Source organism: Herbaspirillum huttiense, assembly GCF_047300815.1.
Lineage (GTDB): Bacteria > Pseudomonadota > Gammaproteobacteria > Burkholderiales > Burkholderiaceae_D > Herbaspirillum > Herbaspirillum huttiense_A.
Genome location: NZ_CP178608.1, coordinates 90,811 through 105,750, shown reverse-complemented (window position 1 = coordinate 105,750; position 14,940 = coordinate 90,811). Strand labels below are relative to the sequence as shown.

14 protein-coding genes are annotated in these 14,940 nt (G+C 62.5%); 3 read left to right on the top strand and 11 right to left on the bottom strand.

Going from position 1 to position 14,940, the window contains the following annotated elements:
* Nucleotides 1-50: 50 nt before the first annotated feature.
* From ACLRDN_RS00505 to ACLRDN_RS00455, 11 genes are all read right to left on the bottom strand, one after another.
* On the bottom strand, nt 51-1,313 hold the full coding sequence (locus ACLRDN_RS00505; RefSeq protein WP_039790490.1) for an AmpG family muropeptide MFS transporter: 1,263 nt from the start codon (nt 1,311-1,313) through the stop codon (nt 51-53).
* 128 nt (nt 1,314-1,441) lie between these two features.
* The gene (metW, locus tag ACLRDN_RS00500) at nt 1,442-2,044 is read right to left on the bottom strand and encodes a methionine biosynthesis protein MetW (protein ID WP_034337480.1); all 603 of its coding nucleotides are present in this window, start codon (nt 2,042-2,044) and stop codon (nt 1,442-1,444) included.
* A complete protein-coding gene (gene metX / locus ACLRDN_RS00495) occupies nt 2,041-3,180 on the bottom strand; it encodes a homoserine O-succinyltransferase MetX (RefSeq protein ID WP_413458550.1) in 1,140 nt (379 codons plus the stop codon). The genes metW and metX overlap by 4 nt, the downstream gene beginning before the upstream one ends.
* Before the next feature lie 317 nt (nt 3,181-3,497).
* Nucleotides 3,498-5,288 carry a phosphoenolpyruvate--protein phosphotransferase gene (gene ptsP / locus ACLRDN_RS00490; RefSeq protein WP_413458549.1) on the bottom strand — a complete coding sequence of 597 codons (1,791 nt, stop codon included), beginning with the start codon at nt 5,286-5,288 and terminating at the stop codon, nt 3,498-3,500.
* Nucleotides 5,289-5,537: 249 nt separating this feature from the next.
* A complete protein-coding gene (locus ACLRDN_RS00485; protein WP_034335020.1) occupies nt 5,538-5,807 on the bottom strand; it encodes an HPr family phosphocarrier protein in 270 nt (89 codons plus the stop codon).
* 57 nt (nt 5,808-5,864) lie between these two features.
* Complete coding sequence (locus ACLRDN_RS00480; RefSeq protein ID WP_186450237.1) at nt 5,865-6,275, bottom strand: PTS sugar transporter subunit IIA; 411 nt, start codon at nt 6,273-6,275, stop codon at nt 5,865-5,867.
* 65 nt (nt 6,276-6,340) lie between these two features.
* The gene (gene gshB, locus ACLRDN_RS00475; protein WP_413458548.1) at nt 6,341-7,309 is read right to left on the bottom strand and encodes a glutathione synthase; all 969 of its coding nucleotides are present in this window, start codon (nt 7,307-7,309) and stop codon (nt 6,341-6,343) included.
* A 38-nt stretch (nt 7,310-7,347) separates the two neighbouring features.
* Nucleotides 7,348-8,646, bottom strand: a complete 1,299-nt coding sequence (gshA, locus tag ACLRDN_RS00470; protein WP_413458547.1) for a glutamate--cysteine ligase — start codon at nt 8,644-8,646, stop codon at nt 7,348-7,350.
* Nucleotides 8,647-9,052: 406 nt separating this feature from the next.
* Nucleotides 9,053-10,588 (bottom strand): ammonium transporter, encoded by a 1,536-nt coding sequence (locus ACLRDN_RS00465; RefSeq protein ID WP_413458546.1) that lies wholly within the window; start codon nt 10,586-10,588, stop codon nt 9,053-9,055.
* A gap of 15 nt (nt 10,589-10,603) precedes the next feature.
* The gene (locus ACLRDN_RS00460; protein ID WP_006713297.1) at nt 10,604-10,942 is read right to left on the bottom strand and encodes a P-II family nitrogen regulator; all 339 of its coding nucleotides are present in this window, start codon (nt 10,940-10,942) and stop codon (nt 10,604-10,606) included.
* Nucleotides 10,943-10,954: 12 nt separating this feature from the next.
* Complete coding sequence (locus tag ACLRDN_RS00455) at nt 10,955-11,734, bottom strand: TorF family putative porin (protein WP_413458545.1); 780 nt, start codon at nt 11,732-11,734, stop codon at nt 10,955-10,957.
* Between the two features lie 420 nt (nt 11,735-12,154).
* Between ACLRDN_RS00455 and ACLRDN_RS00450 the strand changes: the two genes are divergently transcribed.
* The 3 genes from ACLRDN_RS00450 to ACLRDN_RS00440 all read left to right on the top strand — a co-directional run bounded on the left by ACLRDN_RS00450 (nt 12,155) and on the right by ACLRDN_RS00440 (nt 14,778).
* Nucleotides 12,155-12,400, top strand: coding sequence for an accessory factor UbiK family protein (locus ACLRDN_RS00450; protein WP_008334075.1), 246 nt, complete (start codon nt 12,155-12,157; stop codon nt 12,398-12,400).
* Between the two features lie 73 nt (nt 12,401-12,473).
* Entirely contained in the window at nt 12,474-14,000 is a 1,527-nt protein-coding gene (locus tag ACLRDN_RS00445) for a YifB family Mg chelatase-like AAA ATPase (protein WP_413458544.1), read from the top strand.
* 148 nt (nt 14,001-14,148) lie between these two features.
* The gene (locus tag ACLRDN_RS00440; protein WP_413458543.1) at nt 14,149-14,778 is read left to right on the top strand and encodes a LysE family translocator; all 630 of its coding nucleotides are present in this window, start codon (nt 14,149-14,151) and stop codon (nt 14,776-14,778) included.
* Nucleotides 14,779-14,940 lie beyond the last annotated feature (162 nt).

The following is a 14,940-nucleotide window of genomic DNA, read 5'->3' as shown; positions in this document are numbered from 1 at the left end:
AACTGCCGGATATTGCTCAGAGGAACGACCCGCGACGTTTTTTCGAATCTTCAGGCTTTTTGTGTCTGCGACTCAACCGGCTTTTCATTCCAGGGCGCAATTCTAGGCAACATCAGCATTCCAGGCAAGGCCAGAACGAAACAAATTAGAAAAAAATTTAACCAGCCGGTGTCGGCGACGATATAACCCACCGAAGAATTCACAAAAGTTCGAGGCACGGCCATCAAACTGGTGAACAGGGCAAACTGGGTGGCGGTGTAGCGCGGATCGGTCTCACGCATGATGTAGGCTACGAAGGCCGTGGTCCCCAGGCCCACACCAAAGGCTTCCAGCCCGATCACCACCGCCAGCACCGGCAGGCTGGCACCGACGTGGGCCAGCCAGGCAAACCCGAGGATGGGCACCGCCTGCAGTACCCCGAACACCCACAGCCCGCGATTGATGCCCAGCCGCACCATCCAGATGCCGCCGATGATGCCGCCGGCCACGCTGGCCCACAGGCTGGTCGTCTTGGAGACCACGCCGATCTCCGTCATCGAGAAGCCCAGGTCGATGTAGAACTTGGTGGCCAGCGCCGTGGCCATGCTGTCGCCCAGCTTGTAGAGGAAGATGAAGCCCAGTACCCACAGCGCATTGCCCCAGCCGCCGCGGGCGATGAATTCGCGGAAAGGCAGCACCACGGCTTCGGTCAGGCTCTTGGGTGGCGTCCCGTAGACCTTCGGTTCCTTTACCACCAGCGAGCACAGCAGGCCCGGCAGCATGAAGGCTGCGGTGATCCAGAACACGGTCGGCCATGGCATCTGGTCGGCCAGCACCAGCGACAGCGCGCCCGGCACCATGCCGGAGAGCTTGTAGGCATTGACGTGGATGGCGCTGCCCAGGCCCAGTTCGGCTTCGGGCAGGATCTCGCGCCGATAGGCATCGATGGCGATGTCCTGGCTGGCCGAGAGGAAGGCCACCACCGAAGCCATGAAGGCGATCGTGCTCACGTCAGTGAGAGGATCGAGCATGCCCATGCCGCCAATGGCCAGGAACAGCAGCAGCTGGGTGAACACCATCCAGCCGCGCCGACGACCGATGCGGCCGAAGTGGAAGCGGTCCATCAACGGCGACCACACGAACTTCCAGGTATAGGGGAACATCACCAGCGCGAACAGCCCGAGCGTCTTGACGTTCAGGCCGGACTTGGCCAGCCAGGCCTGCAGCAGGCTCAAGAGGATAAAGAGCGGCAGGCCGGAAGTGAATCCGAGGAAGACGCAGATCAGCATGCGCCGGTTCAGGTATTGCTGCCAGGAAGCGGCGGGTGCGGTCATGGGCGGATCAGCTCGAAAAACGCGAAACATGAAACAAAAACGCCGGTCGCCAGCGATAGGCACTGCCGGACCGGCGTCTGCGGGGCATGGTGAAGCTTTTTGCAAAATCCTGGTGATCGGATTTCCGCTTACTTCTTGCGCAGCCGGAAGACCGCCAGGCTGCCGCGCCAGTTCGGGAAGTAGCGCACCGGCTTGCCGTCCTTGAGAGCCACGCATTCCAGCACTTCCAGGCCCAGCTCGTTGGCCAGTGCCTCAAAGTCCCTGATCGTGGCGCAGCGCAGGTTGGGCGTATCGTACCACTGGTAGGGCAGGCTCCTGGACACCGGCATGCGTCCGCGCAGCAGCGCCACGCGGTGCGGCCAGTAGGCGAAGTTGGGGAAGGACACCGTCACCTCGCGCCCGACCCGGGCGATCTCGCGCAAGGTTCCCTCCACATCCTTGACCATCTGCAGCGCCGACAGGCACAGCACGGTATCGAAGGCATTGTCCTCGAACATGGCCAGGCCACCGTTCAAGTCCTGCTGGATCACCGAGACATTGCGCGCCACGCACTTGGGGATCTGCTCATCGTCGATCTCCACGCCATAGCCCGAGCAGCCCTTGTCGGATTGCAGATAGTCCAGCATCACGCCGTCGCCGCAACCCAGGTCCAGCACCTGCGACTTCTCGCGCACCCAGTGGGCGATGAAGGCCAGGTCGGGGCGCAACGCGCTCAATTGTTCGAAAGTCATGCGCGGCCCTCCTGCTGCAGTTCAGTCCAGATGCTTCCGTAGTACTCGCGCACCACCTTCATGTAGCGCGCATCATCCAGCAGGAAAGCGTCGTGCCCGTGCGGGGCGTCGATTTCGGCATAGCTCACGCGGCGCCTGTTGGCCACCAGTGCCTCCACCATCTCACGGCTGCGTTCAGGCGAGAAGCGCCAGTCGGTCGTGAAGGACACCAGCAGGAACTTGGCCTTCGTGCGGGCGAAGGCACGCGCCAGGTCGCCGCCGAATTCGCGCGCCGGATCGAAGTAGTCCAGCGCCTTGGTGATGAGCAGATAGGTGTTGGCGTCGAAGTAGGTCGAGAACTTGTCGCCTTGGTAGCGCAGGTAGGATTCGATCTCGAAATCCACCCCATAGCCGAACTGGTACTCGCCCGAACGCAGGTCACGGCCGAATTTTTCGGCCATGTCGTCGTCCGACAGATAGGTGATGTGGCCCACCATGCGCGCCACCCGCAGGCCGTTCTTGGGCACCACGCCATGCGCATAGAAATCGCCGCCGTGGTACTGGGGATCGGTCAGGATGGCCTGGCGCGCGACGTCGTTGAAGGCGATGTTCTGCGCCGACAGCTTGGGCGTGGAGGCGATCACCAGACAGTGGCGCAGACGGTCCGGATACATCATGCTCCAGGCCAGCGCCTGCATGCCGCCCAGCGAGCCGCCCATGACGGCGGCGAAGCAGTCGATGCCGAGCCGGTCGGCCAGGCGCGCCTGGGCGTTGACCCAGTCTTCCACCGTCACCACCGGGAAGTCCGCACCGTAGGGTTGGCCGGTAGCCGGGTTGGGATGCATCGGCCCGGTCGAGCCAAAACAGGAGCCCAGGTTGTTCACGCCAATGACGAAGAAGCGGTCCGTATCCAGCGACTTGCCGGGACCGACCATGTTGTCCCACCAGCCCACGTTGTCCGGGGCGTCGGCGTAGACGCCAGCCACGTGATGTGAAGCATTGAGCGCATGGCAGACCAGCACGGCATTGGATTTGTCGGCATTCAAGGTGCCGTAGGTTTCATAGGTCAGCGAGTAGTCCGCCAGCGCGGCACCGCTTTGCAGCGGCAGCGGCTCGGCGAAATGCATGACCTGGGGCGATACGATTCCGATCGACATGATTGTTCTGCGTAAGTGACTCGGCGCCAGGCGGCTATTGGGAGCGGCATGGCGGTCGCTTCGCCGGGCGGAGTGACCAGTCTCGTGCGCGGGCAACAAAAAAGCCCGGAAGCAATGCTTGCGGGCTCACTCATCGATGGGGCGGGGCAGTCTTGGGAGAAACAGCTGATCCAAGCTCGCTTTAGCCGCATTTAGATGGGATCAGGATCCCGGCGCCCGCAAGCTGAAGTTGGTCAAACCGTTCAAATCGGCGCAGTGGCGTAAGAATACCCAAGTCGGGCAGGCCCGTCAAACGGCCCTGCCCGGCGCACTTGCGGCTAGCGGCGGCGCGCCGCCACCTTGGCTTCAGGCACGGCCGGCTCGGCATGCAAGGCTTGCAACTGTGCCATGGCCGCACTGATGGCAGCGGGCTCGGTGGCACGCAGGACCTTCTTGACCTGCGGTTCGAGCAGGCGCAGGTCGCTGTTCAAGATCTCGTTCTTCACCGACAAGATCTGCGAAGGGTGCATGGAGAACTCCAGCAGCCCCATGCCCAGGAGCAGGCGCGTCCATTTCAGGTCACCGGCCATTTCGCCGCACACCGAGACCGGAATGCCGGCCTTGCGGCCTTGGGCAATCACGGTCGAGAGCAGGAACAGCACCGCCGGATGCAGCGGATCGTAGAGATGCGCCACCTCATGGTCCACGCGGTCAATGGCCAGGGTGTACTGGATCAGGTCATTGGTGCCGATGGAGAGGAAGTCCAGCCGCTTGATGAACAAGGGCAGCGCCAAAGCAGCCGCCGGGATTTCGATCATGGCACCGACCGGGATCTCTTCGTCGAACTTCTGCTTGCGGTCGCGCAACTGCTGCTTGGCCTGTTCGATCATGGACAGCGTCTGGTCGATCTCGAAGGCATGGGCCATCATCGGCACCAGCAGCTTGATCGGGCCATAGGCCGAGGCCCGCAGGATGGCCCGCAGCTGCGTCAGGAACATCTGCGGCTCGGACAGGCAATAGCGGATCGCGCGCAAGCCCAGCGCCGGGTTCAGGGCGGTTTCCTCGTCCTCGTCCAACGGCTTGTCGGCCCCCACGTCCAGTGTACGGATGGTGACCACCCTGCCCTTCATGGCGATGACGGCCTGCTTGTAGGATTCAAACTGCTCATCCTCGCTGGGGAATTTCTCCAGATGCCCGGCCCGCCCCATGAAGAGGAATTCCGAACGGAACAGCCCGATGCCCATCGCGCCCGCCTCGAAGGCGTTGGCGGCATCGTTGGGCAGCTCGATGTTGGCCAGGAGCGTGATCGGCTCGCCATCCTGGGTGATGGACGGGGTCTTCTTGAGACGTGAAAGTTTCTTCCGCTCGCGCAGCAGCCGCTCCTGCCGTGCGCGGTACTGCGCCAGTACCAGCGGGGATGGATCGACGATGACCACACCGGCGTCGCCATCGATGATGAGCACATCATCGTGCTTCACCAGCACCGACGCATTGTGCATGCCGACGGCCGCCGGAATGGCCAGGCTGCGCGCCACGATGGCGGTATGCGAATTGGGACCGCCCAGGTCGGTGACGAAGCCGGCAAAGGCGCTCTCGCGGAACTGCAGCATGTCGGCCGGCGAGATGTCGTGGGCCACTACGATGATGTTGGCGGCGGCCTCGCCGGTGGGCGGCAGGTGGGTGGCGCTGCCGGTCAGTATCTTGAGGATGCGCTCGCCAACCTGCTGGATGTCGGCTTTGCGCTCGCGCAGGTAAGGGTCTTCGATCTCGTCGAACTGGGCCGACAATTCCTCGATCTGGGTCACCAGCGCCCACTCGGCGTTGTAGTAACGATGCCGGATGATGTCCTGCGGCACCTCGGCCAGCATCGGGTCCGACAAAATGAGCGAATGCACATCAATGAAGGCGCCCAGCTCGGGCGGCGCATCCTTGGGCAATTCGGAGCGGATGATATGAAGTTCCTGGTGCACCGCCTTGACCGCACTCTTCAAGCGCTCGATCTCGGCCTCGACCTGGTCGGGCGCGATCAGGTAGTGTTTGACGTCCAGGGCGGCCGGCGCCATCAAGTGCGCGCGTCCGATGGCGATGCCTTGCGACACCGCGATTCCATGTAAGCTGAATGAAGCCATCGCGTATCTCCTGCCTGTTTTCTTATAGTCCGCCGTGTTGCCAGCGCGCGGTAGCTGGAGCAAGTTACCGAACAAAAAGCGGTTTGGCAATCAGGACCGGGCGCGACACACTGAAGACAGATGGACAGGCAGCGTATATGAACATTGTTTCAGCCCGCACAGGAAGTGCGCGGGCCTTGACATATCGCAAGAAGCATTCCAGCCGCGCCGCGGTGCTGCGGCGCAATACCGCGAGCGCGGTGAGGGGAATTACTGGCCTTCGCCGAACTTGTCGGCAATCAGGGCTTCCAGGGCGGTGAAGCATTCCTGCTCATCGGCACCGTTGGTTTCCAGGGTGACGATGCTGCCCTTGCCGGCGGCCAGCATCATCACGCCCATGATGGACTTGGCATTGACGCGGCGCTTGTTGAAGGTCAGCCAGACTTCGCTCTTGAACTTGCCGGCCAGCTGGGTGAGCTTGGCCGAGGCGCGTGCGTGCAGGCCCAGCTTGTTGACGATTTCGAGTTCTTTTTGAATCATGTTCTGCTTTCGTTTTTATCGTATTGGCGCGGTTCGATGCAGCCGGGCAAGCAAGGTTCAGGCCGAGGCCGCCACCCGGATGCGGTTGTCGATCCGCACCGCACCATTCTGGCCCCCTGCCAGCGCCATTTCCACCACCACATCCAGCGTATCGTTGCGGTAGGTCAGCGCCCGCAGCAGCATGGGCAGGCTGATGCCGGCGATCACCTGGACGTTGCCCAGCCCGCACAGGAAGCCCGTACAGTTGGAGGGCGTGCCACCCATCACATCGGTGATGACCAGTACGCCACTGCCATCATCGAGGCGTTCAACCGCCTCGATGGCCAGTTTTTGCACTTCCGCCGGGTTCTGGTCGGCGATCACGTCGATCGCCTCCATCCGTTCGGGGCGGCCGCGGAAAACGTGCGTGGCGGCAGCCAGGAAAGCTTGCCCCAGCGGGGCGTGCGTCAAGAGAAGAATACCAACCATGGAATTGTTGCCATCTGATGCGACGCGCTTTTCCCCGAGCAGCCCGTCATGCTCTGTCGATCCCATTATCCGACCGACCCTGTTGCTTCTGCTGCCCCTGCGGCTGCCTCCAGCGCATCCACGAACATCGCCGCCACATCAAACCCGGTCTGCTCGGTGATTTCCTGGAAGCAGGTCGGGCTGGTGACGTTGATTTCGGTGAGATAGTCGCCGATAGCGTCCAATCCTACCAGTAACAGACCACGTTGATACAAGATCGGCCCCAGCGCCTCGCCGATCTCGATGTCGCGTGCCGATGCCGGCTGTGCTTTGCCCAACCCGCCTGCGGCCAGGTTGCCGCGCACCTCGTTGCCCTGCGGAATGCGTGCCAGCACATTGGGCACCACCTTGCCGCCGATCAGGAGAATGCGCTTGTCGCCTGCGCTGATCTGGGGAATGAAACGCTGCGCCATGATCGTGCGTTGACCGTTGTCGGTCAGGGTTTCGATGATGGAGCCCAGATTCATGCCGTCAGCCTTGACGCGGAAGATGCCCATGCCGCCCATGCCATCGAGGGGCTTCAGGATCACGTCCTGGTGCTCATCGTGGAAGGCGCGCAGGCGCTTGGCGTCGCGCGTGACCAGGGTCGGCGCGGTGTACTGCGGGAACTGGGCAATGGCCAGCTTCTCGTTGTGGCTGCGAATGGCGGCCGGCTTGTTGAACACGCGCGCCCCCTGCTTCTCGGCCAGCTCCAGCAGGTAAGTGGTGTAGATGTACTCCATGTCGAAGGGCGGATCCTTGCGCACGATCACCGCATCGAATTCGGAGAGGAAGGTCGACGCCGGCTTGTCGGCGCGATACCAGTCATCGGCCTCGCCGGTCAAGCTGACCTTGAAGGCATTGGCGGTCACTAGGCCGTTTTCCAGCACCAGGTCGCCCTGTTCGAAGGCGTAAATGCCGTGCCCGCGACGCGCGGCCTCGCGCATCATGGCGAAGGTGGAATCCTTGTACGTCTTGAACGTGTCCAGAGGATCGGCGAGGAAAGCGATTTTCATGAGGCTGGGGTCCTGTTGAGCCTGGCAAAGGCGCGATATTAATAAACTTCCGGGTTGGGGTCGGTCTTTTCCATTTCCACCGAGGCCGCCAGCAGCGCCAGTCGCGCCACCACGCCATACATGTAGAAACGGTTGGGCGCGGCCGTGCCCGGCTTGGCATGCATGTCAGGCAGGGCATGCTGCTGGGCGAAGGCCAGCGGCACGAAATGCGCACCGGGGGCGTTGAGGTTTTCGTTCACGCCACGCTCGGCGTGCACACGGTAGAAACCGCCCACTACATAGCGGTCGATCATGTAGACCACCGGCTCGGCCACGGCCTGGTTGATGCGCTCGAAGGAGTGCACGCCTTCCTGCACGATCACTTCCGAGACTTCCAGGCCTTCCTTGCCGGCCAGCATGCCGGTGCGCTGCTTGCGGTTGAGGTCCTTGATCTCGCTGGCATCCTTGACCGCCATGATGCCCATGCCATAGGTGCCGGCATTGGCCTTGATGAACACGAAGGGTTGTTCCTTGATGCCGTATTCCTTGTACTTCTTGCGGATCTTCGACAGCAGCGAGGAGACGCTGTCGGCCAGCGCGTCGGTACCCGTGTTGTCCTGGAAGTCGATATCGCTGACCTTGGCGAAGAGCGGGTTGAGCATCCAGGGGTCGACCTCGACCATTTTGGAAAACTTCTTCACCACTTCATCGTAGGCGGCAAAGTGGTTGCTCTTGCGGCGCAGCGCCCAGCCCGCGTGCAGCGGCGGCAGGACGCTTTGTTCATGCAGGCCTTCCAGCACCGAGGGGATGCCGCTGGAGAGGTCATTGTTGAGCAGCACCGTACAGGGATCGAAGTTCTTCAAGCCCAGGCGGCGGCCGTTGGCCGAGCGCTCAAGCGGCTCCAGCGTGATGTGGGTGCCATCGGGCAGTTCGATCTGCTGCGGCTTTGTTGAACCCTGTGCCAGTGTCCCCAGGCGTACGTTCAGGCCGGTCTGGCGGAAGATCTGCATCAGCCGGCCGATGTTCTGCAGGTAGAAGGTATTGCCGGGCTGGGTTTCCGGGATCAGCAGCAGGTTGCGGGCATCCGGGCAGTATTTCTCGATGGCCGCCATGGCCGCTTGCACCGCCAGCGGCAGCATTTCCGGCGAGAGGTTGTTGAAGCCGCCCGGGAACAGGTTGGTATCGACCGGTGCCAGCTTGAAACCGGCGTTGCGCAGGTCCACCGAGCAATAGAAGGGTGGCGTGTGCTCCTGCCACTCCATGCGGAACCAGCGTTCGATGGCCGGCGTGGCACCCAGGATTTTCTTCTCCAGCTCCAGCAGGGGACCATTCAGAGCGGTGACGAGATGCGGGACCATAAAAGACCTTAACGATATGTAAATGCCGGCAGCGAGTGTCGATTTTAGCGGATTCCTGAAACCGTGTTGCAACGCAGTAGACGCCGCTGTTGCCATTTCAGCAAAACCTGGACCCCGCCACGGTCGCTGCGAAGGCGTGGCTGGGAGTGTTCACATGGCGATGATGGCGGCATTTTAAAGAGCCCGACTCAAATACTCGGGAATTATCCGCCTCCGACGCGGCAATGCATCAGGAAACCGTTTTACCTGAAGGAAATGGCCAAAAAACGACAACTTGGCGATGTGACAAGTATGCGCTCCTCTTCACTCTTTTGCGTCTGCAAATGAAAAAAGGCGCCCGAAGGCGCCTTATAAAGAGGCCGTTTCCAGCCCCGAAGGAATACTGCAGACTCAGTACGGCAGATGCTTAGTGGTAGGCCGATTCGCCGTGGCTGGAGATATCCAGGCCTTCGCGTTCTTCTTCCTCGGTCACACGCAGGCCGATGACGACGTCGACGATCTTGTAGGCGATGAAGGAGACCACACCCGACAGGATCACGGTGGTCAGCACGCCCTGGAACTGGATCCAGACCTGGCCGCCGATGGAGTAATCCGGAGCGACGGCATTGGTGACGTAATCGTAGATGCCGGTGCCGCCCAGGCTGGGGGCTGCGAACACGCCGGTCAGGATGGCACCCAGGATGCCGCCCACGCCGTGCACGCCGAAGACGTCCAGCGCATCGTCCGAACCCAGGATCTTCTTGAGGCCGCTCACGCCCCACAGGCACAGCAGGCCGGCCAGCAGGCCCATGACCACGGCGCCGATGACGCCCACGAAGCCCGCCGCCGGGGTGATGGCCACCAGGCCGGCAACGGCACCCGAAGCAGCACCCAGCATGGACGGCTTGCCCTTGCCGATCCATTCGCCGAAGCTCCAGGACAGGACCGCGGCAGCAGTGGCCAGGATGGTGTTGACGAAGGCCAGGGCGGCGCTGCCGTTGGCTTCCAGGGCCGAGCCGGCGTTGAAGCCGAACCAGCCGAACCACAGCAGCGAGGCACCAACCATGGTCAGGGTCAGGCTATGCGGCTTGAAGGCTTCCTTGCCGAAACCGATACGCTTGCCGATCACGTAGGAACCGACCAGGCCAGCGATGGCGGCGTTGATGTGCACCACGGTGCCACCAGCGAAGTCCAGCGCGCCCTTCTGGAACAGCCAGCCCGAGACGGCGGTCGCCTTTTCAGCGGCGGCGGTATCGGTGAAGGCGTCCGGACCCGGCCAGAACCAGACCATGTGGGCCATGGGCAGATAGGAGAAGGTGAACCACAGGATCGAGAACAGGATCACGGCGGAGAACTTCACGCGCTCGGCGAAGGAACCGATGATCAGCGCCACGGTGATGGCGGCAAACGCACCCTGGAAGGCGACGAAGACCAGTTCCGGAATGACCACGCCCTTGCTGAAGGTGCCGGTGTTGGAGTCACCGGTCAGGCCGTGCAGGAACAGGCGATCGAAGCCACCGAAGAAGGCATTGCCCTCGGTGAACGCGATGCTGTAGCCGTAGACGAACCACAGGATGTAGATCAGCGAGAAGATCATGAAGCACTGCATCAGCACCGACAGCATGTTCTTGCTGCGCACCAGGCCGCCGTAGAACAGGCCCAGGCCCGGCAGGGTCATCAGGATGACGAAAGCGGTACAGACCAGCATCCAGGCGGTATCGCCCTTGTTGGGGACAGGAGCCGGCGCGGCAGCAGCAGCGGCCGGCGCAGCAGGTGCAGCAGCAGCCGGGGCGGCGGCCTCAGCCTTGGGCGCAGCCGGAGCGGCTGCGGCCGGGGCAGCGGCGGTGGCCGCTGCAGCTTCAGGCTTGGGCGCGTCCTGCGCCTGGGCCGGAGCGGTAAAGCCTACCGCCAACAACAGCGCGCCAATGGCGAGCGCGCCGGAAAACATTTTCTTCATGCTCATTAGAATTCCCCTTTTTTACAGAGCGTCTTTGCCGGTTTCGCCGGTACGGATACGGATCACATCCAGCAGATCCTGGACGAAGATCTTGCCGTCGCCGATCTTGCCGGTACGAGCGGCGGTCTCGATGGCTTCCAGGGCGCGTTCGACGATGGCGTCGTCAACGGCAGCCTCGATCTTGGTCTTGGGCAGGAAATCGACCACATACTCGGCACCGCGGTACAGCTCGGTATGGCCTTTCTGACGACCGAAGCCCTTGACTTCAGTCACGGTGATGCCTTGCACCCCGATCGCGGAGAGAGCTTCGCGCACCTCATCCAGCTTGAAGGGTTTGATGATCGCAGTGATCAGTTTCATACGAACCTCTTGTTAGAAAGTTTTGCTGATGGAGAAGACGAGACCGTTCTTGCCGACGTTCTTGGAACCATCCGATGCCGGGGTGGTGGAGATGCCATCCTTGAGGTCGGTACCCACGTAGGCCACGCCCAGGGTGATACCGGCTGCGTCATCGAAGGTCTTGGACAGGCCGATCTTCCAGTCGTTGTAGCTCAGCTGGTTGGGGTTGCCGCGCACGCTCTGGTGACCGAGGTGCAGGCCCAGCATGATGCCGTAGTAGGTTTCGATGTTGGCACCCAGGTCGAAGTACTGGCTGTACTTGCTGTTGGGCGTGCCGAAGAGGTTGGTCAGGGCCTGCGAATACTTGAAGTAGGCAGGGCCATAGCCGACCTGGCCATAGAGTTCGAAGGTATTGGCGTTCTTGGCGACCTTGTCCAGGTTGTTGCCAGGGTAGTAGTAGTACAGGCCGCCGACGTCATAGGTGAAGCCGCCGCCGATGTCACCGCGCTTGCCGCCGTAGATGTCCCATTCGACGTTGCCCTTGGTGTCGGTACCGGCCAGGGTGCCCGCATCCTTGATCCACTTGATGTTGGACAGCCAGGTACCGGCGTACAGACCGGTCGGGTTGTGCGTGTAGTCAGCGCCAACCTGCAGGGCCGGGTCGAAGCGGGTCTGGGTCAGGCCACGGTAGCGATATTCGCTCACCACGGCGGCGTTGAAGGTCAATTCATTGTCCGGCTTGGCGTCCTCTGCGCGGGCCACGGTAGAAACGAAGGATGCTGCGATGGCTGTTGCAAGAATCAGTTTCTTCATGACTTTCCCTCTGGTTTATGTTTGAACAATAAAGTCTTTTTTATCTTTGCCCCCAACCTTTAGCAGGAGCCGTGCCATGTCCTTTCGGCAAGGCAGACTTGTGTTTTCGCGTGAAACCAGAGATTTGCAACGATTTTTTTCGAGATCAGCTTCAAAATAGTGCATGAGCCAGGGAAATGCACGCCATTGGTGCGATATTCCTTGTTTTTTGTCAAACCTGCATCGAACGCGGCAAACACATTTTGGTGCGCGGGCGGCGGGCCCCTCCCGGATCACCAAGTCGGCGCATTTCCCGAAGGAAAATTCAGCCTTAATCCGGCACCTGTGCACAAAAATGCGGTCTACACAGGACATCGCGGTTTGAGGATGGGCGGGAAACCGCTAAACTTGCAGTACAGCTATCTGCCAAGGAGATCCGACATGGACAAGCCCCCATTTTTTGAAGACCTGCAATCCAAGATCAACAAGGCGATCGAGAACTCTCCGGCCAAGGACATCGAGAAGAACGTCAAGGCCATGCTGAGTCAGGGTTTTGCCAAGCTGGACCTGGTCACGCGCGAGGAATTCGACGTCCAGGCCCAGGTGCTGGCCAAGACCCGTGCCCGCCTGGAGGCGCTGGAAGCGCGTGTTGCCGAGCTTGAGGCTCAGCAAAAACAGACTCCATGATCCTGGCCCAGACACTTTTCTCTTTCCCTCCCCCTTCCCTTCTTTCTTCTGACGAGCTGCCAGGCGCATTGCGATGAGCCTGGCGGTCTTGCGCAGCCGCGCCCTGGCCGGCATGAGCGCCCCGCCGGTCACGGTCGAGGTGCATCTGGCCAATGGCTTGCCGGCCTTCACCATCGTCGGGCTCCCCGAAGCTGAGGTGAAGGAAGCCCGTGACCGCGTCCGGGCGGCGCTGCAGAACGCCCGGTTCGACTTCCCTGCCCGCCGCATCACGGTCAACCTGGCGCCGGCCGACCTGCCCAAGGAATCCGGGCGATTCGACCTGGCCATCGCCCTGGGCATCCTGGCGGCCTCCGAACAGATCCCGGCCGACCGGCTCGATGCGCATGAATATGCGGGCGAGCTCTCGCTGTCAGGCCAGTTGCTGCCCATCCGCGGCGCCCTGGCCATGACCTGCGCCATGCAGCGTGATAGCGAGGGCGAGGGCCCTCCTGCGCGCAGCTTCATCCTGCCGGCCGCCAATGCGGACGAAGCCGCACTGGTGCCGCAGGTACAAATCCTGCCGGCGGGCTCCTTGTTGGAGGTCTGCACCCATTTCAGCAGCCGCGATCCCGCAGGCCGCCTGCAGCGGCATGAGCCGCAGCCGGCCAGCAGCGTGGCGCACTATCCGGATTTCAGCGACATCAAGGGGCAATTGCAGGCGCGGCGCGCCATGGAGGTGGCGGCAGCGGGCCAGCACAGCATGTTGCTGGTGGGCCCGCCGGGCGCGGGCAAGTCGATGCTGGCCACGCGCTTTCCCGGGATCCTGCCGCCGATGACGCAGGAAGAGGCGCTGGAGTCAGCTGCAGTGCAATCCTTGAGCGGCGGTTTCGACATCGCCCGCTGGCGCCAGCGGCCTTACCGGGCACCGCATCACACGGCCTCCGCCGTGGCGCTGGTGGGAGGCGGCAGTACGCCCCGGCCTGGCGAGATCTCGCTGGCCCATCATGGGGTCCTGTTCCTGGACGAGATCGCCGAATATCCGCGCAGCGTGCTGGACGTACTGCGCCAGCCGATGGAATCGGGCCACATCGTCATCTCCCGGGCCGCGCGGCAAGCGCAGTTTCCGGCGCGGTTCCAGTTGATTGCGGCGATGAATCCCTGTCCGTGCGGGCTCTATGGCGATCCCTCGGGACGCTGCCGCTGCACGCCGGAACTGGTCAAGCGCTATCAGGCGCGGCTGTCAGGTCCGCTCCTGGACCGGATCGACATGCAGTTGCACGTGAGCGCCCTGAGCCCGGCCGATCTGGCCACACAGCAAGCGGGCGAAGCCAGTGCTGCGATCGCGCAACGCGTGGCCAGCGCTTTTGAACGCCAGGGGCTGCGCCAAGGCAAACCCAACAGCCTGCTCAGTGGCAGCGAAATCGACCGGCATTGCCAGCACGACGAGGCCGCCACCCAATTGCTGCAGGCCGCCATGCAGCGGCTGAACTGGTCGGCGCGGTCCTATCACCGCGTGTTGAAACTGGCGCGCACGATCGCCGATCTGGCCGGGTCCGACAGGATCACGCAGGCGCATGTGGCCGAGGCTATCCAGTATCGACGGGGGTTCGGCGGCGACTGAGGCAGGGCGGGCGGACCTGGCGTTGTTCTGTTGTGATCTGCCAGCGAACTGTCTGTATCTTCTCCGCGGGCAGGCCGGGCTTTAGCCTTGAGGTTCTTGCGGCACTACCTGGTGCCGCCCATCTCCCGATCCAAAGAGGATGCCCGCCATGCCAAGTTTCACCACCCTGCTGGCCTTCGCCGCCCTCTGCCTGGGCATGGTCCTCACTCCCGGTCCCAACATGCTTTATCTGGTCTCGCGTTCGGTCTGCCAGGGTCGCAAGGCCGGCCTGATCTCGCTGGCCGGTATCGCCTTGGGGCTGGTGTTCTACATGCTCTGTACAGCCCTGGGCATCAGCGCCCTGCTCATGGCCCTGCCCCTGGCGTATGACGCGCTACGACTGGCGGGTGCGCTCTACCTGCTCTACCTGGCCTGGCAAGCCCTCAAGCCGGGCGGCCGCTCACCCTTTGCACTACGTGCCCTGCCGCCGGACAGTCCTCGCAAGCTCTTCAGCATGGGGCTGTTGACCAGCCTGCTCAATCCCAAGATCGCGGTGATGTATCTCTCGCTGCTGCCCCAGTTCATCCAGCCCGACCACGGCAGCGTGCTGCTGCAGTCCTTCGCCCTCGGCCTGACCCAACTGGTCGTGGGCATCAGCATGAATGCAGTCATCACGCTCTCGGCCGCCTCCATCTCCGCCCTGCTGGCCACCCATCCAAGCTGGCAACGCCTGCAGCGCTGGCTGATGGGCGGTGTGCTGGCCGGGCTGGCGGTGCATATGCTGACCCAGCGCCGCTGAACGTCTCCCCCTCCCCAGACGCAGCGATCCGCTCACCGAGGCGCATCGCTGCAACGTCGCCCCAAGCCGATGACATTGCGTCAACGCGCCTCTCGAACAGCGACGAGAAATCCCCCCTCATTCCCTCGAATTCCACTTCTGCTCGCATCAGCCGGGAACAGA